Origin of the sequence: Teredinibacter purpureus, assembly GCF_014217335.1 — a bacterium.
In the GTDB taxonomy this organism is placed as follows: Bacteria; Pseudomonadota; Gammaproteobacteria; order Pseudomonadales; family Cellvibrionaceae; genus Teredinibacter; species Teredinibacter purpureus.
The window spans coordinates 1109744-1128607 of record NZ_CP060092.1 but is presented as its reverse complement, the minus strand read 5'-3'; the positions used below and the strand labels follow the sequence as shown (position 1 = coordinate 1128607).

Genomic DNA, 18864 nt, shown 5'->3' with positions numbered 1-18864 from the left:
CAAAGGCATCCCTTCATTTGAAAAGTTTTCTCTACCTATTCTGAAGTAGTAGAACCAATAGTTGCTACTAAACCTTTGTATGGCCAGATGATTGTAGTTCGGGTCTAAATACCCAATTAGATCACGCTCAATATAGTAAGCGTAAAAAAACAAAATGAGCGCCAAGATGAATAAGATAAAAATTAAATAGTTCATTTGATCATCACTAAACTAAACATAACGCCTAGCTCACCGGCAACCTTTGCGGAGTAGACTTGCACCACTTTGACGGACACTAAACATTTATATTTTGATATGTATTTGGTGATACATAATTGAGGCTAGAGTGTAATCTATCCTCATTATAAAACTCAACGTAGTCAACAATCCTAGCGACACATTCGACCATATTATTAAACTTCCAATGATGCACCAATTCATTCTTTAATGTCTTAAAAAATGATTCTACAAAAGCATTATCTGTTGGCGTACCAGCTCGGCTCATACTACTAACCATGCCTGCGTTCGCTACGGCCTCCTGATAAATGTCCGAGCAGTACTCCGAGCCCTGATCACTATGAAACAAACACCCAGGTTTTGCCTCTTCATATTCCAACGACATCTTCAGCGCGCCGCATACCAAATCGGCATCATGGTTTCTGGAAAAACCCCAACCAACAACCTTACGAGTAAATAGGTCTAGTACAGCCGCCATATATACAGACCCCTCTCGAGTCTTAATGTATGTCATATCCCCAGCCCAATGTCGACCTACCGATGCTGCTGGTGGCGACTCAGCTAATACATTATCCACCTTTAATGAATTACTGCCTGAAGCGCGATTATGCCGATATGCGTGGTATATAGAGGTTATTGAATACGCTTTCATTAATCTGTTGATCCGCCTGCGACTACAGGGAAACCCTAGGTTTTTTAGGTATGGGTGAACTCGTATAGCGCCATAATTTCTTTCATGACCTACATGCATCTTTGTTATCTCATCAACGAGAATACTATCCTACTGCGCTCGACTGCTTTCCCCACGCTCGCGCCAATCGTAATAGCCAGTTGTTGAGACATCCAGATATTCACACATCCTAACGACCTTATGAGCCCCCCGGTTCTCCTCTATGAACGCGTATCTTTCCTGCGCTGATCCGAGAAGAACCGTTTTGCCTTTTTTAGAATAACGACCTCTTCCTCTTTGGAGGCTAGTCGTTTTTCCAATTCCTTTATTCGCGTTTCTGCGCGCTTAAGTGCGTCACTGTCTTCTCTAGACTTTTTGGGTGGAGGGGCTTTAATTTGCATGTGTTTATTCTCGGATAGACGGCCTTCTTTATATTCTTGGCGCCAACGGTAAAGCATGACGGGATGAATCCCAAGCGCCTTAGCAACATCGACCGCCCTAACGCCACGCTTCTTACTCTCTCTCACCGCCTTGACTTTAAAAGCCAACGTGTAGCTTTCGTAATGTTTCTTCTTTGTTAAACCCATTTTTTACCCCTTTAACTAAACAGTAAATAACTGTCCGCCAAAGTGGTGCAGGTCTAGCGAGCAATTGTGTAAAATGGAGCACCGCGACATACACAATTGAGCGTAGCAAAGGTTGTCCGGTGCAGCGTTTGGTTATGAGAGACCACGGTATAACCCTGCCCCACCTATAATTTACTAATACCGATTCTATATTTTAGAAACACCTACATTTCTTTTGAATTTTATAGCAGCAATACCACAAAACCAACTAAAACAGAACAAGCTTAATATTTTCACTACCCAGCTAGGTGCATATTAACGAATAGCACGCCACTAGGTTTTACTAATTTGCGTGTTTTTGCAATTTAGTAACACCGATTGAAACTGCCGAACAAAAGGCTACGCAAGCACGTTGTAATTGGCTTTAGCCTATTACTTTTCTGAATGGGATGAAAGTGGAAATCAAAGGATGATAGCCATTCCATAGCACATTCAAATTACTTCTAATTTAGGCCTCAAAGTAGACCGTAAAAATAGCTAACTGGTAGCTCATAACGCCCAGCTAAGCCGCCGGAACGGAGTTGATTGTTTTGTGCGAGCGTAGCGGAAAGCACAAAACGAGCAACGCAGTGGAGGTCGGCTTGAGCTGTTTGTTATAAGCTGCTACGACCATAGAAACCAACCTAAAGCTATACCAATAATTAAACAGGAGGCACCCACTTTTACTGCCAAGTTACGCTCCGCACGATCTTCTAACATTTCACCCTTTATGTATAGTTTCAACGCCTCCTCAGCGTCATCGGCGCAGGGAAACTCTTTATAGAAACTTAGCAAAGACTTTTGAACATTCGGCACCCAATAAGAGGGATGATCATCTTCCTCACCGTAATTAAGAGCACTTAAAATAGATGGATCTTGCTCTTCCACAAGCTTGCCTATTTTTTTTGCATTATCGTAATACGTGGATAGGTTCATATTAATTCGGGCTTATAACGCCCGTATATGGGGCGAACTAAAGCGTAGTAGACTTGCACCACTTTGACGGACACTAAACATTTATATTTTGATATGTATTTGGTGATACATAATTGAGGCTAGAGTGTAATCTATCCTCATTATAAAACTCAACGTAGTCAACAATCCTAGCGACACATTCGACCATATTATTAAACTTCCAATGATGCACCAATTCATTCTTTAATGTCTTAAAAAATGATTCTACAAAAGCATTATCTGTTGGCGTACCAGCTCGGCTCATACTACTAACCATGCCTGCGTTCGCTACGGCCTCCTGATAAATGTCCGAGCAGTACTCCGAGCCCTGATCACTATGAAACAAACACCCAGGTTTTGCCTCTTCATATTCCAACGACATCTTCAGCGCGCCGCATACCAAATCGGCATCATGGTTTCTGGAAAAACCCCAACCAACAACCTTACGAGTAAATAGGTCTAGTACAGCCGCCATATATACAGACCCCTCTCGAGTCTTAATGTATGTCATATCCCCAGCCCAATGTCGACCTACCGATGCTGCTGGTGGCGACTCAGCTAATACATTATCCACCTTTAATGAATTACTGCCTGAAGCGCGATTATGCCGATATGCGTGGTATATAGAGGTTATTGAATACGCTTTCATTAATCTGTTGATCCGCCTGCGACTACAGGGAAACCCTAGGTTTTTTAGGTATGGGTGAACTCGTATAGCGCCATAATTTCTTTCATGACCTACATGCATCTTTGTTATCTCATCAACGAGAATACTATCGTACTGCGCTCGACTGCTTTCCCCACGCTCGCGCCAATCGTAATAGCCAGTTGTTGAGACATCCAGATATTCACACATCCTAACGACCTTATGAGCCCCCCGGTTCTCCTCTATGAACGCGTATCTTTCCTGCGCTGATCCGAGAAGAACCGTTTTGCCTTTTTTAGAATAACGACCTCTTCCTCTTTGGAGGCTAGTCGTTTTTCCAATTCCTTTATTCGCGTTTCTGCGCGCTTAAGTGCGTCACTGTCTTCTCTAGACTTTTTGGGTGGAGGGGCTTTAATTTGCATGTGTTTATTCTCGGATAGACGGCCTTCTTTATATTCTTGGCGCCAACGGTAAAGCATGACGGGATGAATCCCAAGCGCCTTAGCAACATCGACCGCCCTAACGCCACGCTTCTTACTCTCTCTCACCGCCTTGACTTTAAAAGCCAACGTGTAGCTTTCGTAATGTTTCTTCTTTGTTAAACCCATTTTTTACCCCTTTAACTAAACAGTAAATAACTGTCCGCCAAAGTGGTGCAGGTCTATAGCTTTTGTGAGTCCAAGCCGCTTGCGGCTGAACCATGATACGTTTGTTATGCATGATCCCCACCGATAAAGAAATAAAAGTAAGAAACAACAAACGCTAGTGAAACACCGGCGAAGATTACAACTCCCTTACTAATAACGGGCCTACCAGTACCAGCCAACCTTTGTGCATCTTGTTTATAATATGAATAGAGAACAAAGAGGAAAATTGGCACCGTAAATATATACTTAACATTCGAATTAACTCCAAAGCTAGTAAATACAACACTCTCAAATTCCAGAAGTTCTTTAGCCCAGATGTATCTTGCCAATATTAAACATATGGCTGACAAAATAAGGATTTCTACCCAAGTTACTCGATTTTTATTCATATTCATAACGCCTTAAGCAGCGGCGCCGCTTGCGGCGTCCTGCTGACTTAATTTGTTAAGTGAGCCGAATTCGCAAAGTAAGTGCAACGCGCCTGCATCTTCCTTTATATAGGGTGAACTGGGATACTCATGGTTTTTCTCGACCGGCAAGAAGAGGGACCTCATGATGTACCACCAGCTCACCACTGATGAAAGATATACTATAGCGGCCTATTTAAAGCAACGTAAATCTCAAGCCTATATTGCACGGGCCTTAGGCCGCGATCCTTGCACGATCTCCAGAGAGTTAAAACGAAATCGTCGCCCAGACGGTAAATACTGCGCAGCGCGAGCAGTAAAACGTACCTCTCGAATACGGAGGGAGTCTCGTCGTAAATGGCAATTCAATGATACCGAGCTTCAGATGGTCATCGCCTTAATACGCCTCGATTGGAGCCCAGAACAAGTTTCCTTGTGGCTTAAGAAGTGCAATATATTATCGATCAGCCATTCGACCATTTATCGCTATATTTGGTACAACATGTTTTATTCAGGGGATCTCTATAAGCACTTACGTCAATCAAGCAAGAAACGCCGAAAAAGATATAGAAGCCCTGACTCTAGAGGCGTTTTAGCCAATAAGGCCCATATCTCTGAGCGACCTCTAGGGGCAGAAAATAAGAGCCGAATCGGTCATTTCGAAATTGATACCGTTCATGGTTCACGCGATCAACATTCAATTGTCACGTTAGTTGATCGAAAAAGTAAATACACGATCATTGGCAAAATTAGGAACCGTACGACTGACGAGTTAAATCGAAAAGTTATTCAGCTAATCAAAAAACAGGTTAATCAGGTAAAAACAATTACCGCTGATAACGGTACCGAGTTTCATCAATACAAAAAAATTGAAGACGTCACTAACTCAACATTTTACTTTGCCAACCCCTACCACTCATGGGAAAGAGGGTTAAACGAAAATACCAACGGTCTCATACGACAATATTTACCTAAAGGAGAATCAATGAAGAGCATAACTCAAAAGGATTGCGATAAAATTGCAATGAAACTTAACCGACGACCTAGAAAATGTTTAAATATGGAAACACCGGAGGCAGTCTATGTTCGTTAATCACTTTCATTGCACTTCAGTTGATAACCTGGGTGATTTTAATTTTTTACCAAGAAAAAATGACGAGGCCAATAAAACGCAGCCGATGCCCACACTAATAAAGCATGCCACAGGATATACAGAATTTTTCGATGTAATAAATCCCAATGGAATAAATATTAAGAAACATGCACCCGCCCAAAGTGAACTTGCAAACAACGAGAAATATACCGCCATTTTAAAACCATTTTCGTATGCATAAAGTCTAATTGAAGTAAAAATAAGCGCTAACGGTAATAACACAATTGAAAAGTGCATATTCGGGATAAAAAGCAAAATGGCAATCACAGCTATTGATACGCCCCCGAAAATACTAAAAGCATATGAAATCTTCTCTTTGTATGTTGCGTGTTCTCGATTCATGGATTCACTTAACGCCGCCATCAATCGCGGCTTTGGAGTTGATTGTTTTGTGGTAGCGTAGCGTTAAGCCACAAGACAAGCGACGGAAAAGCCGTCGATTGGATGGCTTTGTTAGCACTTTTCATAGGGCTCTAATGGTTCTATTAAGAAATAATATTGTTCTAGATATTGTTCTGCTTCATCTCTAATGATTGATGGTTGAACTCTACGATACGACCCATCAATTAAATCAAAATATAAATTCAGACAAAAACTGTTTTCATTCTCGGAAAGCGCAATGTCTAATGTGCCACCTTCTGGATCAAGGGTGCCAAGCATACCTGTTGCAGGTTTTTCATGTAACCACGGACGTAGCATAGCGGTATTTTCACCTGCCCGATAGAAATTCACGCTGACGAATTCAGCTTCTTTCAGTGTAATTTCAATACGATTTCCGGATTTGCTTCTCCAAGAACCGCAATAATTCTTAATATACGAATCCAATTAGAATCCTCTCGGATAATTGAGTGCTAACGCTTCTGTATGGGGCATTTACTACGTAATGGAGTTTTGGGGTACAGTGGCGAAGCCACCCCAAAACGGAAAGAAGCAGTAAATGTCCCTATGACAGACTTGTTAGAAATAGCTGCACATTTCACATTAAATTACCGACGAGACTTAAAACCGCAATAAGGCCCCAAAGTACCCATACGTAAATATTTAGACCAGGCATACGTTTACGTTTAAACATCCAATAAATGCCAGCCGGAATAAATGCAAGTAAAACTGCGATTCCAACGGTTCCAGCGGCCATTCCAACTACAAAGCCAATGCCCGCAGCACCTGATATATTCTGCCCCAAAATAATGGCTGATACAGCTGACACCACTAGAGCTGCAACGAGTAGGAATATTATATTTTTTGACATACAGAACTTTCCATATTGATTTCTAACGCCGCTGTATGGGGCATTTTTTGTGTAGTGGAGTTTTGGAGTAAAGTGGCGAAGCCACCCCAAAACGGAGCGAAGCAAAAAATGTCCCTATGACAGCTTTGTTAGGCAATTTTTGCTTCCCGACCAATATATACCAAAGCAAATGAGTGAGAACGCAGAAAATATAATGAGTAAATTTTCTTTCCCCTTCTGCTCTGATATTCCGTTTAAAAATGTGCCTTGCCACAACAGCAAAACAACACCGAGGATAAGTATAAAAACCACAGGGCAAACTATTGCATATATCACAGCGGACATAAATCGCTTTAAGTTGGTTGAATAGAGCTCACAGAACATCCATGCCATAAATATAGCTACGCTACTCAATATTCCGCCAACGGAAGCCAGCTTTGCCAAAGGCAACAACCAGCTCGATAAGGGAACACCCTTTAAAAATAAAGTTACCGGCAATATCACTAAAATAGCCGAAAGAAAAAAAGCGAGTGAAATCACTGCGGTTTGCATTAAAGGAAAGTACTTTCCACCAATATTCATTCTGATTCCACTTGGTTGCCTAACGCCGCCAGCAACTGCCGGAGTGAATTGGCTGCTTTTTTGCGTCTTTTTGCAAAAAAGAAGACAGTTTACGGAGGTCAGATTGACTGGCCTTGTTAGAATTTTTCCCTTATTTATACATCACACTAAAACAGTCCACCATTGTGGTGAGTAGTATTTGCAATTTTTCTGCGAGCCACTTCTTTCTCCTTCTCCTTTTTTCGGTAATCATCTAACTGCCTTTCTTGTGCGGCATTCGCCTCCTCAAGCTCAACCAATTTTTCGTCTTTTTCACTTTGAGAGAAATGATATTCTTCTTTATAGGCTTCGCCACAATATATGCATTTGTTGTACATATTTCTGGGAGTTTTCCTAGAGCATTTTTCACAAGTAACCTTCTGCTTGCTCATATTAGACTTTTCCGTTTTCTAACGCCGCGCACAAGGGCCGGAACGTAGTTGATTGTTTTGTGGTAGCGTAAGCGTTAAGCCACAAAACAAGCGACGCAGTGGAGGTCCAGCCACGAAGTGGCGTGCTTGATGCGCCTTGTTATGTGCCACTTGATCTTGTTACACACTTAAAAAGTAAAGATGCTTCTGGCCAGCCACCTAATGGACGTGCTTGCTTGGCCTCCATATTTACAGTTTCGACTACCTTTCCTTTACCGGCACAAAATTCTGCCGCCTCTTTGTAAGCATTTTTTTGTAATGTATTGGAATTTGTAAAACCCGTGTCACCTGAATGCACTATACGATATGAATCTTTTCCATCAGGAATTACACCTGAGCTTGACGTGCATGAAATTAATACTGCTGACACTATTATTAACATCAAATATTTAAGTTTCATATCTTAGGCATCTCTCAGATGATTATTGCTTGTTGCTTGTTACACATAACGCCACAATAACCGAGCGTAGCTAAGCGTGGTATTGTGAGCAAAGCGAACCACGCTTAGCGGAGTCCGGTTGATTGTTTTGTTACATGCTTTATGCCCATGCAACGCCAGATGGTAATTTAAAGCTACTGTACTCCAAATGTAAAACCCGACGCTGAGACGGAACCGAGGCCTTACTAGATGAGTGGAGTAAATGAGGCCGCATAACCAAAGCCGAACCAGCAGAAGCTTCACAAATCACTGGACTACGCGTTTGTATATATTCTTGAATTGACCCATGATCAAGAATACCTTGCTCATGGCTTTTGGGTATAATTTTTAAGCAGCCATTTTCTTGACTAGCGTCATCAAGGTGGATCCGAAAAGTTACCATTTGATTGAGAACCTCCACGGGTGGCTGAACACTTTGAACGCCATCTTTAATACTCCAAGGCCCCCACTTATTTTTTTCAAATCTTTCCGATACCGCGATGGTTCTATCTTGGTGCCACGTTACCAGCCAGTTACTCTCACTCGTTTTGTTAAAAAGTATGGCTCGAACTAAATTCACATCGCCTGACAGGTATATTTTTGCTTGGCTATGTAATTGTTCTGAGTTCGCAAGACTACGGATTACAGAGAATTTCTTTTCAGCATTTCTAATGCCTCCGGCCTTAGAGGGAAAGTTTATAGATGAGAGTTCCCTATTTAAGGAGACGAGTTGATCGTGAGATAAAAACTCATCAATTATTTCGTACCCATTTTCTAAGGTTGGCACTGATCTCTATTCCTGGTAGGCATGTAACGCCGAGCTCACCGGCGCATATTGCGGAGAGCGTTTTTATGTAAAATGGAGCACAGCGACATACATAAAAACGAGCGTAGCAATATGCGTCCGAGTGCAGCGTTTTGTTATGGGCTGGGTGGCACTTACTTTCTACAGCGCTCTTTGTGGAGCGAACGCGGAACTTTAGCCTATTAAAAACTCAACCAGTTTAACCCACTATTCTAACAATTCGCACCTTCTTGATGGAGCCTTGAAGATGCGAACTATCTATTTTATTTCGCAGTGGAATCTTAAACGGTGAACCAAGGAACAAACAGTTTTACACTCACCATATTCCATTGCTTTTATTGTAACCACTTCACTACATTCTTGTGCCGAGTGAAACTATTTGTTCTTTCTCGACGTTTGCACTTACTAAACTGCGAGTTCTCAAATTGGACAGTATTCTGGAACGATATACAAATTATTTAAACCCGCCATAACGCCTGTATCACACGCAAAAACTGTGGCGTGTAGTTTGTGTAAAGTGGGCGGAGCCCATACACAAGCGGAGCGACGCAGTTTTTGTCGTGTGCATACACTTGTTAGCTGATTACAGTAATTTTTTGAACTCTGGATTTGTTACTGCACTTTGAATAAGATCATGGACAGCTGGAGATAGAGCATCTGCCGTAGCATTGCATGCAGTTATAGCATCAAATCCGCTTTTAAATGTGTATTTATTACTAGCCGCAATGGAATTACCATTAGAAGACTTTAAAACAATCGAGATATCCCAAAAACCATTTGTAAGACCACTAGTAGATGAAAAATCTACTTTAGTGATATCGCCTGAAATTTTTGTTCCTGTTTCAGAGTAAATACCTGCCATCTTCAATTCGTCGTTGAATGCCTTACCAATAAATTCTGGAAATGTAAGGCCATCTGCAGGCTCTATTGGCCCCATCAATCGGCAAGATGAATTAAAGGGCGTACTTTGCGTAAAATCCGAAACCATAAGACTTACATTCTCGTATTCCTTTAAAGCTTGAACATTATCAACAGATATCGAATATCTTGGTGGCTGCATCGTCGAACAGGCAGCCAGAGACACCATTATTACTAATAAAAATATTTTCTTCATTTTTTACTCCTATGGTTAATAATTATTTTTCAGCTAACGCCGAGTTCAGCGGCAGTTTTTAAGTTGTGGTTTTGTGGAACACTTTTGCGCAGCAAAACCACAAAACCGCGACTTAAAAACTGTCCAGCGCAGGCACGAAGTGCCGGAGCGGTGCTGCAACGACTTGTTAGGTATTGGCCAGCTGATGAGCCATTTGTAATTCATCAATGAAGTGCCCACTTATATTAACGCCACCAATTTCACGAGCAAACTCTTTAAAATTTAAAGATGAGTAAAGTCCTATTGCCCGCTCATTAGAAGCAAGTACAGTTAAATACAAATACCTTAGCTCAGGCAATTTTGCTGCAATTGATAAAACTCTTTGAAGTAGAGCTTTACCAATACCTTGACCTGCAGCAGTAGGATGAACAAACATGCGAAAAATTAGTGCTTTATGAAGTAATTTATAGCGAGGGTCACGCTCAAAACTTACCACTCCAACCAAGTTATTTTCAAAGAAAGCTCCTAATGTAAAACTAAATGAATTAAATTTTGTAGGAATTATAGGATCTGGATCATCTTCAAGGGCGATGCGGAAAAACTCTGGATGTTCTGTAATTCCAGACAGCCACAGTCTTCTATAGTGTTCATTATCGTCTGGTTGAAGTTCAAGGATATTTATCATAGATACCTAACGCCGCTGTATGAGGCATTTTTTGTGTAGTGGAGTTTTGGGGTATAGTGGCGAAGCCACCCCAAAACGAAGCGAAGCAAAAAATGTCCTTATGACAGCTTTGTTATGTGTTGGGGTAATATACAAGAGAGCTACCTTCGCGAAGCGCTTCTTCGTAAAAACCCGAAAACCCTTGATACATTTGAGTATTAAGTGATTCTACGCTCATTCGCTTCCCATCAACACTTTCCAAATCTACAAATCCAAAACGGCCGATTTCATTTCTTGCTGATAATGTATCAATTTCAGCGGATTCTTGAGCAATAAAGATCAAACAGCTATGCGTATGCCCTGCGACTGGTGCATGGTAGTCATAGTCTGACCCCCCAGAATAAGTACCGCGAAACTTATAGATAAAAACTTTCTTCATTATTAGCTACACATAACGCAGAGTGCAGCGGCAGTTTGTGTAGTGTATTTTTGTGCTAGCGTAGCGGCCAGCGCAAAAAAAAGCCACGGAACAAACTGTCCGACTGGCACGTATTGTTAGGTGATTTTATGATATCCAACTAGTACTCCAAAGCACCTTTAATTTTATTTCCTGATCATTGACTTCATGCACACCGATACACACAGCATTACCAAACCCACCATAATAAAAGTTTGCTGAGTATTTGCACTTCTTCTCTTCATCTGATTGCATGCCTGGAGTGTGCCATTTGGATATGCTATATAAGTCAGTAACCTTTGCATCGACCGATATATATTCAGAACGTAAAACCTCCATCTTAGAGGTAACGAAGGAAGCTACCATTTCTCCCTCAGATTTCGATAGATCATCCAATATTTTTATCCGATGACCATTACCCCCAAGCGTAACAACTGAATTATTGCTACAGCCAATGATTAAAACACCAAATATAAAAGCCGCGAAAAACTTCATTTAATGGAGCACCTAACGCCGCAGTAAATTGCGGCTATGTAGTTGATTGTTTTTGTGGCAGCGTAGCGGCCGCCACCAAAACAAGCGACGGAATAGCCGTCAATTTGACTGCCTTGTTAGCTCTGGACTGCGATGAAGAAAAACACAGCCATAAAGCAAATAAACCAGACAGCACTACCTTGATACCCGCGATACAAAACGGACTGATAGGGACGTTTGGGATTGACGTAGATGGTTACATCACTTCCCTTGACGATACCCGACAGCATTGTAGTTGCGTTGCCATACTTACTAGACCAAAGACCACCATACTTAATCTTACTACCTCTATAAGAAGAGCCCATGTATGAGTAATGATATTTGATACTAGGCTTACTCTCCTCGACTCCATCATCTATCCGTGTATCGATACGAACGTCTGTGACCTTTGCTGTATGTGCTCGCCAACTATCGGAGGCTCTCCCTTTTAAAACCTGATAAATCTCATACAGGAATATTAAAAGCGCTAAACACCAAAAAATAATCTTCCCATATATTCCGAGTTCTATTTCCATACTTTAGAGCTAACGCCTTTAGCAGCGGCCGCAGTGTAGGCGCGAAGCGCCGAAACGGAGGTCCAGCCCCGAAGGGGCGATGCTGGCTAAACTTGTTATGTGCTTACTTAGACCAAAATACTTTATCAAGTTTGCAGCCCTCTTTTGATATGAATGCCCTTGGATATTCTCTTGGGTTTTCTTTATATACATGCTCTTTCCTAAGAACCATCCACTTCTTGTCTAATTCAACGGCCTCATACTCTTCTCGAGTAATTTTATACTCTGGATACTTGGCTTCAATAGCCTTAGCACCCGTATAAAAAACCACTTCATTATTGCATAGGCAAGCTATCGCCGATTGAGAAAATAAAATTGATGCTAAAAATATATATCTCATACCTTGGCCACATAACGCCGCAAACAGCGGCAGACTTGTTGTTGATTTTTTTGTGCGAAAATGGCGAAGCCATGCATAAAAAAAGCGACGGCAAGGCTGTCCAAGGAGCGCAGCGACTGATGCTGATTTGCTTTGTTAAGTGCCTGTGATTTCAACGACCCTACCATAGCCCATTATTTTGTTTGCCTCACAAATATGCCAACAATAACCAGGCTTAAATTCGGGAACATCCTGTGATGCAATTATAAATCTTCCATTTGCTCTGCAAGTATCTCCTGGTTTTAAAAGATCAGTATTAATGAAGTCCAGCTGACCCATAAAGCAATAGTCACGTCCAGGCATCCAATGATTTGGCCGAACACCAGAATAGTAGCCGTCACGATCTCTCATGCAAGATTCATGAAGGCCAACTTCCACGATAGCATTTATATTTTCAGTTTTAATCTCTTCGATGCTCATGCCACTTAACGCCTTGCTCTGCTGCATTTTTGGAGTGGATGATTTTGTGCTATTAAGCACAAAAGAAGTAACGGAAAAAATGTCAGCAGGAGCAACTTGTTAGAGTTTTTGTACATTTTTAGAACTTAATATGATTTTTGTATAATGATGGCCCGTATGGCCATGAAAAGCATTCCCGTTTACCCGATATTTGCCACCCACCTCAACTTCAAAGCCTTCTGGAACCACAAGTTGAACCTTTCCAATTTTTACTTCTTCATCTGAAAGTTCACCATCCGGTGAAAAACATTCGGGCTCTACTAGCTCCAAGGCACTATAGTGCGCGATCATTTCTTCAGTTTTATATACAGAAGGTACTACTGTACCGATAATCTCCACCTCACTTCCATCGGTTGGAAAACAGGCTAAAACCAAGCTTGGAAATATTAAAATTATTAACGCGATAAATTTCATAATGAAACTCTAACGCTGAGCTAAACGGCGCACAATGTGTAGTTGGTTTGTGCAATAATTTGCGAAGCAAATGCACAAACGAGCGTAGCATTGGGCGTCCAGTGGAGGCCGAAGGCCGGAGCGGTGTTTGAGCGTATTGTTAGTTTTCACTTACCGGCTTAACACACCGGTGAGTTACAAACCCGAATATACCTATTACAACACAAATTACAACATTGTAAAAAGAGTCGGATGTAAAACCAACACCAGAAGTAAATGGATAAAAAGTTGCGCAATACAATCCACCCAAAAAAATAGGTGATAGCGTAATGTATATACCGAGATCAGTACGACCGCGCTTAGTAATTAACATTGCAACTACTCCCAATTTTCCAGCGAACCAGATGAAATAGATTATATTCTCTAATACTCCGAAATCTATTTGCTTGGGAATAATCACAACACTATATACCAGGACATCCAAACCTATAAAAACCAACAATAGAATCCACAGGAATATTAGAAAGGTTTTCGATTTAAATTCCATATATTCTATTTACTCGCTAAAAACTAACGCCTTTGTAACAGGCATTTTTTGTGTAGTGGAGTTTTGCGGTAAAGTGGCGAAGCCACCGCAAAACGGAGCGTAGCAAAAAATGTCCTGTTGACAAACTTGTTAGGCTTTTTCACGCCACAATGCCCAAATTTCATTTGCCAACCCGACATACCTATTACGATTACCCGCTGTATCCTCACCAAACCAAACAACGAACTCTTGATGTATGATATCTAAGGCTTCATCTTCGTTATTCGCCGTTGGCAGCCTAGATATTACAGTTCCAGCTTCTGGATCATATTCGTCTGTATTTGTTTCAAAGTTAATCTCAATTGGATCATGCTTGAACATTAAATCAGAGACTGCTTTAAAAAACTCGGGTTGCTGCTGCTTAATCTCTTTATATATGTTTTGGCGAGCTTCATTCCTTCGGGATATTTGCGACCTCCAGATATAGAGCGCCACACAAGCGAAGCTAACTACTATTATGATAAATATCTGATTCATTCCCAATGAAGCCTAACGCCGCAATCAGCGGCAGACTAGTTGTTGATTGTTTTGTGCGTTAATGGCGAAGCCATGCACAAAACGAGCGACGGCTAGGCTGTCCAAGCCACGAAGTGGCTGTGCTGCATTGCCTTGTTAGGCTTTTACTTTTAACCTTTACCTCACTTGTGATTATTGATAAGAGCCTTTGCCTCCTCAATGTATGGTTCAGATAGATCCGGATTAAAACCATCCTCCAATAGAGGGATGGCCATTTTCATATCTCCAATAACCATACTCTTCATATTCTCGGTACTTCGATTAATAGATGAAGGGTCTCCGCTCTCAAGACTTTTCTCATGAGACACAAGCATTTCATAATCGAGTAGATACTGCTGTAAAAGCAGCCTGAACATCACCTCTTGATCAGCCTTAACCGTAACCTTAAAGGTAATTACACATGCGGATATTGTTATCAGTGTCCAGACAATATGCTTGATCATTTATGAGTGCCTAACGTTGCCAGCAGCGGCAGCTTGCATGGAGCGCCTTTTGTGTTAAGAGCGCAGCAAACACAAAAGGCGCGGAGTGTAAGCTGTCCAGCCCACGCAGTGGGCGATGCTGACTGGCCTTGTTAGCTTTTTGCACGTACTGCATTGTATAGACTACCTACAAATTTTAATAAACAAGCAATACCAAACACGGTGCCTAGCAAGGCGAACACAACTACCAAACCAACATATTGCTCGAAAAAAAATATCATTAAGTATGATAAAGGAGCTGTAGTAAAACCATAAAGCCACCATTTAGCCATTTTAAGATGGTACTGCCTCTCAGTTTCATCTTCCTCCCGCACTGGCCCCATCTGCTTAGTAAATGCAAAGTTCCCAGGCCCACTATGTGGCGAAATTATAAAAAATATGAATGCGATAAAAGGTAAGCATGCTAGCGAAGCTGAAAATACATTACCCTGATACAAATACCAAACACTCAGAGCACCCCAACATAAAAAAGGTATTGAAAATGGTAGAATTGAAAATATTTTCTTCATTCGATTTAAGCTAACGCCGCCAGCAACTGCCGGAGTGAATTGGCTGCTTTTTTGCGTGTTTTTGCAAAAAAGCAGCCAATTTACGGAGGTCAGATTGACTGGCTTTGTTATAAGTTTCTTGATTTAAGTTCATAACTGTTTCGTTGATGCTCGGGAAGAACATGCTTCTTCATTTCCAGTTCACATGAACCGAACCCTTTAAAGTTTTCCCTACCTTCCCGCAATGTAATGCCGTGGTTTGGCCCAGACTCGATATCTAACTCATCAACATCCTGACCATCATCCTCCCAAAAACAGATCGGACATATTAAGTAGTTGTTACGCTCAGGCAACGATATGTAATCACAGCAAGGGCACTGCTCCCTTGGAGTTGGGTCATCAGGCTCATACCACTCTATTTTTTTGTTTTTAAAAAAACTTACAATTTTCTTAAACATTTGCAATTACTTATAACGCCTCAAACACCGGCGTGACAAAGCTGTCACCTTTTGTGCGTGTTTTTGCACAAAAGGTGACAGCTTTGCCACGTCCGCGTGCTTTGACTTGTTATGACTTTTATACCATAATTAGGTATATATTGGTATTCCGGAGGTGAATCATGGCTAAAAACACAAGTATGACGTTAGGCGAACACTTTGACGGCTTTATTTCTCATCAAATTCAAAGTGGCCGCTATGGCTCTGCAAGCGAGGTTATACGTGCAGGTTTGAGGGTGCTTGAAGATAAGGAGAGCAAACTTGATGTATTGCGCCAAATGCTGGCTGACGGAGAAGAAAGCGGTACAGCTGACTATAGCTATGACAGCCTCATGCGTGAACTTGATGCTGAAAGTCATATATGAGCGCATTTACTTTAACACGACGTGCTAAAACTGATTTGAAATCTATAGCTAAATTTACTGAAAAGCGCTGGGGACGAGAGCAACGCTACATTTACATTAAGCAATTTGATGATACATTTCATGTGCTTTCTAATACCCCCGAAATAGGCAATAACTGTAACCATATAAAAGAAAATTACCAAAGATTTCCTCAGGGTAGTCATATAATTTTTTATCGCATAGCGACCCAAGGCAGCATTCAAATTATTCGTATTCTCCACAAAAATATGGACGTACTCTCAAAATTTGGCGGCTCATAACGCCACAATAACCGAGCGTAGCTAAGCGTTGTATTGTGAGCAAAGCGAACCACGCTTAGCGAAGTCCGGTTGATTGTTTTGTTAAGTTCTGAACGCATACTAGCCAAACACCAAATAATACAGAAATACTAGCGAAGAAATAAAGCAAACTATGTAGCTACCAAGACGAATTGATTTATGTAGCTTATCTTGAAGTAAATACCCCCCAATGGAAGCTCCAACCCAAGAGGGGCAAGCAAACATGCTACCAATTGCCACTCCCATCAAATACTCATGTCTCGCTGGATTATCTGGCTGAGATAAATACAGTCCATAAAAGTAGAGAGCCAAGCCGAGAAAGTACAGCCCTGCAACAATTCCAGTTGCCAACAATAGCCATCCAACTTTTAATCTCATGACATTCTCTTGATGGAACTTAACGCCGAGCTCACCGGCGCATATTGCGGAGAGCGTTTTTATGTAAAATGGAGCACCGCGACATACATAAAAACGAGCGTAGCAATATGCGTCCGTGTGCAGCGATTTGTTACTTGTACCAAACACCTACTCACTTTTAACTACGCTGCTACGCCAATTGCTGTATTTTTTTAAAAAGCCTGAAGCTTTGGTTAGACCCAACTATAACCGTGGGATAGCCAAAACAGAAGGCATAAAATTGACCCAAAACAACAAGTGATTATGGCAACCAACAGAAAGGAACAACCGGGAGGAATAAGCCGCAAACTCCCTTTGCCAGGTAAAGCTTGGTTGCGCTTTTTGCAACGAAGCTTTACCGGATTACCAAATCTACCTTTTACGAAGCACGTTGTAAGCGACCAAAGGTGGCTTACCTAAACTTGATGGAGGGTAACGAATTTAGGAACACCCTACTGAAACTTAACTACACACCAAACTTTTTTTAATAGACAAGTAACGTCGCCAGCAAGGGCTGGAGTGAAGGCGCGAAGCGCCGTAACGGAAGTCCAAGCCACGCAGTGGCTGAGCTTGGCTGGATTTGTTATATTTAACTCTTAAAATATTGCTAACTATGACTTCCATTTTTCATTCTTGATTTGACCACATTTATTGCACTTTAATTTGACTAATTTATCATGTGGGAACCCCAGCGAAATCCCAATTGTAGTCGTCTTTGTAATATTCTTACCTAGCGGATCTTTTACGCCAACAACTTTCATCTTCCCGCCACACTTCTCACATGGCTTATTACGCCTAAAATATTCGAAGGCACCTCCTACAAGGAAGAACACCAAACCAAATATAATAAATTTTATGTCTTCCAAGTATTCGCCACTCCCGAAATATAACGCCGAGCTCACCGGCGCATATTGCGGAGAGCGTTTTTATGTAAAATGGAGCACCGCGACATACATAAAAACGAGCGTAGCAATATGCGTCCGTGTGCAGCGATTTGTTACTTGTACCAAACACCTACTCACTTTTAACTACGCTGCTACGCCAATTTCTGTATTTTTTTAAAAAGCTTGAAGCTTTGGTTAGACCCAACTATAACCGTGGGATAGCCAAAACAGAAGGCATAAAATTGACCCAAAACAACAAGTGATTATGGCAACCAACAGAAAGGAACAAACGGGAGGAATAAGCCGCAAACTCCCTTTGCTAGGTAAAGCTTGGTTGCGTTTTTTTGCAACGAAGCTTTACCGGATTACCAAATCTACCTTTTACGAAGCACGTTGTAAGCGACCAAAGGTGGCTTACCTAAACTTGATGGAGGGTAACGAATTTAGGAATACCCTACTGAAACTTAACTACACACCAAACTTTTTTTAATAGACAAGTAACGCCTAAAGCAGAGGCGCCGCTTGCGGCGTCCTGCTGGCTTTATTTGTTAGGCCGCGAGTCTGCAAAAACCGTAGAACTACTATACTAACGATCTGTGGGCCAACCACAACCAAGGATAAAGCGATAAGTTCAAGATCTATTGGCCTTATAAAGCTTAGTACTTGATCAGTTTCTGTTGAAAAAAACGAATACATGTACAAAACGAGATAATTGCAAAAATTATTGGCGCTCTGAAGCCAGATATACGACCCAACCGTACCACAAGCGAACCAAAATAAGTAAGGGTAACGAGAAGGTGCAAGTGACACTAACAAGGCATAAACAATTGTGACACTGGGAATTACAACACCAAATACTAGACCGGATTTAGTGTGCGTTAAAAGCATTGCCAGCATGCAGCATAGCAGTAAGATGCCTCTATTTTTTAGTTTCAATTTGTAACCCGCTACAAATAGGCATCCAAGGATTATTACCCCAACACCATACATTTGCGCGTACCATCGGGGCATCCCTCCCCA

Annotated in this window: 30 protein-coding genes; 3 read left to right on the top strand and 27 right to left on the bottom strand. The window is 41.5% G+C overall.

All coding sequences use genetic code 11. From position 1 onward, the window contains the following. Positions 1-274: 274 nt before the first annotated feature. From H5647_RS04985 to H5647_RS04955, 7 genes are all read right to left on the bottom strand, one after another. On the bottom strand, positions 275-976 hold the full coding sequence (locus H5647_RS04985) for an IS3 family transposase (RefSeq protein WP_268871372.1): 702 nt from the start codon (positions 974-976) through the stop codon (positions 275-277). Positions 977-1107: 131 nt separating this feature from the next. Then, positions 1108-1473, bottom strand: a complete 366-nt coding sequence (locus tag H5647_RS04980; protein WP_045856502.1) for a transposase — start codon at positions 1471-1473, stop codon at positions 1108-1110. 642 nt (positions 1474-2115) lie between these two features. Beyond that, positions 2116-2427 carry a hypothetical protein gene (locus H5647_RS04975; protein WP_045856783.1) on the bottom strand — a complete coding sequence of 104 codons (312 nt, stop codon included), beginning with the start codon at positions 2425-2427 and terminating at the stop codon, positions 2116-2118. Positions 2428-2500: 73 nt separating this feature from the next. Further along, positions 2501-3337 carry an IS3 family transposase gene (locus H5647_RS04970; RefSeq protein WP_236075025.1) on the bottom strand — a complete coding sequence of 279 codons (837 nt, stop codon included), beginning with the start codon at positions 3335-3337 and terminating at the stop codon, positions 2501-2503. Further along, on the bottom strand, positions 3334-3699 hold the full coding sequence (locus H5647_RS04965) for a transposase (protein WP_045856502.1): 366 nt from the start codon (positions 3697-3699) through the stop codon (positions 3334-3336). The genes H5647_RS04970 and H5647_RS04965 overlap by 4 nt, the downstream gene beginning before the upstream one ends. Positions 3700-3803: 104 nt before the next feature. After that, positions 3804-4127 carry a hypothetical protein gene (locus tag H5647_RS04960; RefSeq protein ID WP_045856781.1) on the bottom strand — a complete coding sequence of 108 codons (324 nt, stop codon included), beginning with the start codon at positions 4125-4127 and terminating at the stop codon, positions 3804-3806. A gap of 12 nt (positions 4128-4139) precedes the next feature. After that, positions 4140-4292: a hypothetical protein gene (locus tag H5647_RS04955; RefSeq protein ID WP_200911633.1), complete on the bottom strand. Its 153-nt coding sequence runs from the start codon at positions 4290-4292 to the stop codon at positions 4140-4142. Here H5647_RS04955 and H5647_RS04950 point away from each other — a divergent pair. Beyond that, the gene (locus H5647_RS04950; protein ID WP_045856342.1) at positions 4291-5238 is read left to right on the top strand and encodes an IS30 family transposase; all 948 of its coding nucleotides are present in this window, start codon (positions 4291-4293) and stop codon (positions 5236-5238) included. The two genes, H5647_RS04955 and H5647_RS04950, sit on opposite strands and share 2 nt — an antisense overlap. A 6-nt stretch (positions 5239-5244) precedes the next feature. On the opposite strand, the gene H5647_RS04945 is transcribed toward H5647_RS04950, so the two are convergent. The 19 genes from H5647_RS04945 to H5647_RS04855 form a co-directional block, all read right to left on the bottom strand. Continuing rightward, positions 5245-5640 carry a hypothetical protein gene (locus H5647_RS04945; protein WP_162926288.1) on the bottom strand — a complete coding sequence of 132 codons (396 nt, stop codon included), beginning with the start codon at positions 5638-5640 and terminating at the stop codon, positions 5245-5247. 111 nt (positions 5641-5751) lie between these two features. Beyond that, positions 5752-6123 carry a hypothetical protein gene (locus H5647_RS04940; RefSeq protein WP_045856777.1) on the bottom strand — a complete coding sequence of 124 codons (372 nt, stop codon included), beginning with the start codon at positions 6121-6123 and terminating at the stop codon, positions 5752-5754. A gap of 151 nt (positions 6124-6274) precedes the next feature. Continuing rightward, positions 6275-6547, bottom strand: coding sequence for a hypothetical protein (locus H5647_RS04935; protein ID WP_045856775.1), 273 nt, complete (start codon positions 6545-6547; stop codon positions 6275-6277). Positions 6548-6661: 114 nt separating this feature from the next. Continuing rightward, entirely contained in the window at positions 6662-7108 is a 447-nt protein-coding gene (locus H5647_RS04930) for a hypothetical protein (RefSeq protein WP_045856773.1), read from the bottom strand. 146 nt (positions 7109-7254) lie between these two features. Continuing rightward, positions 7255-7518 carry a hypothetical protein gene (locus H5647_RS04925; RefSeq protein ID WP_162926287.1) on the bottom strand — a complete coding sequence of 88 codons (264 nt, stop codon included), beginning with the start codon at positions 7516-7518 and terminating at the stop codon, positions 7255-7257. Between the two features lie 139 nt (positions 7519-7657). Beyond that, positions 7658-7957 carry a hypothetical protein gene (locus tag H5647_RS04920; protein ID WP_045856769.1) on the bottom strand — a complete coding sequence of 100 codons (300 nt, stop codon included), beginning with the start codon at positions 7955-7957 and terminating at the stop codon, positions 7658-7660. Between the two features lie 139 nt (positions 7958-8096). Next, positions 8097-8762, bottom strand: a complete 666-nt coding sequence (locus H5647_RS04915; protein WP_045856768.1) for a phytanoyl-CoA dioxygenase family protein — start codon at positions 8760-8762, stop codon at positions 8097-8099. 601 nt (positions 8763-9363) lie between these two features. After that, positions 9364-9894 carry a hypothetical protein gene (locus H5647_RS04910; RefSeq protein ID WP_045856766.1) on the bottom strand — a complete coding sequence of 177 codons (531 nt, stop codon included), beginning with the start codon at positions 9892-9894 and terminating at the stop codon, positions 9364-9366. Positions 9895-10060: 166 nt separating this feature from the next. Further along, positions 10061-10558: a GNAT family N-acetyltransferase gene (locus H5647_RS04905; RefSeq protein ID WP_045856764.1), complete on the bottom strand. Its 498-nt coding sequence runs from the start codon at positions 10556-10558 to the stop codon at positions 10061-10063. Positions 10559-10670: 112 nt separating this feature from the next. Further along, the gene (locus tag H5647_RS04900) at positions 10671-10976 is read right to left on the bottom strand and encodes a hypothetical protein (RefSeq protein ID WP_045856761.1); all 306 of its coding nucleotides are present in this window, start codon (positions 10974-10976) and stop codon (positions 10671-10673) included. 126 nt (positions 10977-11102) lie between these two features. Beyond that, a complete protein-coding gene (locus H5647_RS04895) occupies positions 11103-11489 on the bottom strand; it encodes a hypothetical protein (RefSeq protein ID WP_045856759.1) in 387 nt (128 codons plus the stop codon). Between the two features lie 116 nt (positions 11490-11605). Continuing rightward, complete coding sequence (locus tag H5647_RS04890) at positions 11606-12043, bottom strand: DUF3592 domain-containing protein (protein ID WP_045856527.1); 438 nt, start codon at positions 12041-12043, stop codon at positions 11606-11608. A 103-nt stretch (positions 12044-12146) separates the two neighbouring features. Continuing rightward, positions 12147-12422 carry a hypothetical protein gene (locus tag H5647_RS04885; protein ID WP_045856557.1) on the bottom strand — a complete coding sequence of 92 codons (276 nt, stop codon included), beginning with the start codon at positions 12420-12422 and terminating at the stop codon, positions 12147-12149. 135 nt (positions 12423-12557) lie between these two features. Further along, complete coding sequence (locus tag H5647_RS04880; RefSeq protein WP_045856755.1) at positions 12558-12881, bottom strand: hypothetical protein; 324 nt, start codon at positions 12879-12881, stop codon at positions 12558-12560. Between the two features lie 99 nt (positions 12882-12980). After that, positions 12981-13334 (bottom strand): DUF4431 domain-containing protein, encoded by a 354-nt coding sequence (locus tag H5647_RS04875; protein WP_045856753.1) that lies wholly within the window; start codon positions 13332-13334, stop codon positions 12981-12983. Between the two features lie 655 nt (positions 13335-13989). Then, the gene (locus H5647_RS04870) at positions 13990-14376 is read right to left on the bottom strand and encodes a hypothetical protein (protein WP_052691875.1); all 387 of its coding nucleotides are present in this window, start codon (positions 14374-14376) and stop codon (positions 13990-13992) included. Between the two features lie 161 nt (positions 14377-14537). Further along, positions 14538-14858 carry a hypothetical protein gene (locus tag H5647_RS04865; protein WP_045856748.1) on the bottom strand — a complete coding sequence of 107 codons (321 nt, stop codon included), beginning with the start codon at positions 14856-14858 and terminating at the stop codon, positions 14538-14540. 131 nt (positions 14859-14989) lie between these two features. After that, positions 14990-15406 (bottom strand): hypothetical protein, encoded by a 417-nt coding sequence (locus H5647_RS04860; protein ID WP_045856746.1) that lies wholly within the window; start codon positions 15404-15406, stop codon positions 14990-14992. A 107-nt stretch (positions 15407-15513) separates the two neighbouring features. Then, positions 15514-15843 (bottom strand): CPCC family cysteine-rich protein, encoded by a 330-nt coding sequence (locus tag H5647_RS04855; protein ID WP_082086953.1) that lies wholly within the window; start codon positions 15841-15843, stop codon positions 15514-15516. Between the two features lie 161 nt (positions 15844-16004). Here H5647_RS04855 and H5647_RS04850 point away from each other — a divergent pair, with 161 nt between their 5' ends. Further along, positions 16005-16247 carry a type II toxin-antitoxin system ParD family antitoxin gene (locus H5647_RS04850; protein WP_045856744.1) on the top strand — a complete coding sequence of 81 codons (243 nt, stop codon included), beginning with the start codon at positions 16005-16007 and terminating at the stop codon, positions 16245-16247. Beyond that, on the top strand, positions 16244-16546 hold the full coding sequence (locus H5647_RS04845; RefSeq protein WP_045856568.1) for a type II toxin-antitoxin system RelE/ParE family toxin: 303 nt from the start codon (positions 16244-16246) through the stop codon (positions 16544-16546). Before H5647_RS04850 ends, H5647_RS04845 begins: the two co-directional genes overlap by 4 nt. Positions 16547-16645: 99 nt before the next feature. Here the strand turns inward: H5647_RS04845 and H5647_RS04840 are convergent, their stop codons facing one another. After that, positions 16646-16942, bottom strand: a complete 297-nt coding sequence (locus H5647_RS04840; RefSeq protein ID WP_162926286.1) for a hypothetical protein — start codon at positions 16940-16942, stop codon at positions 16646-16648. Between the last annotated feature and the right edge of the window lie 1922 nt (positions 16943-18864).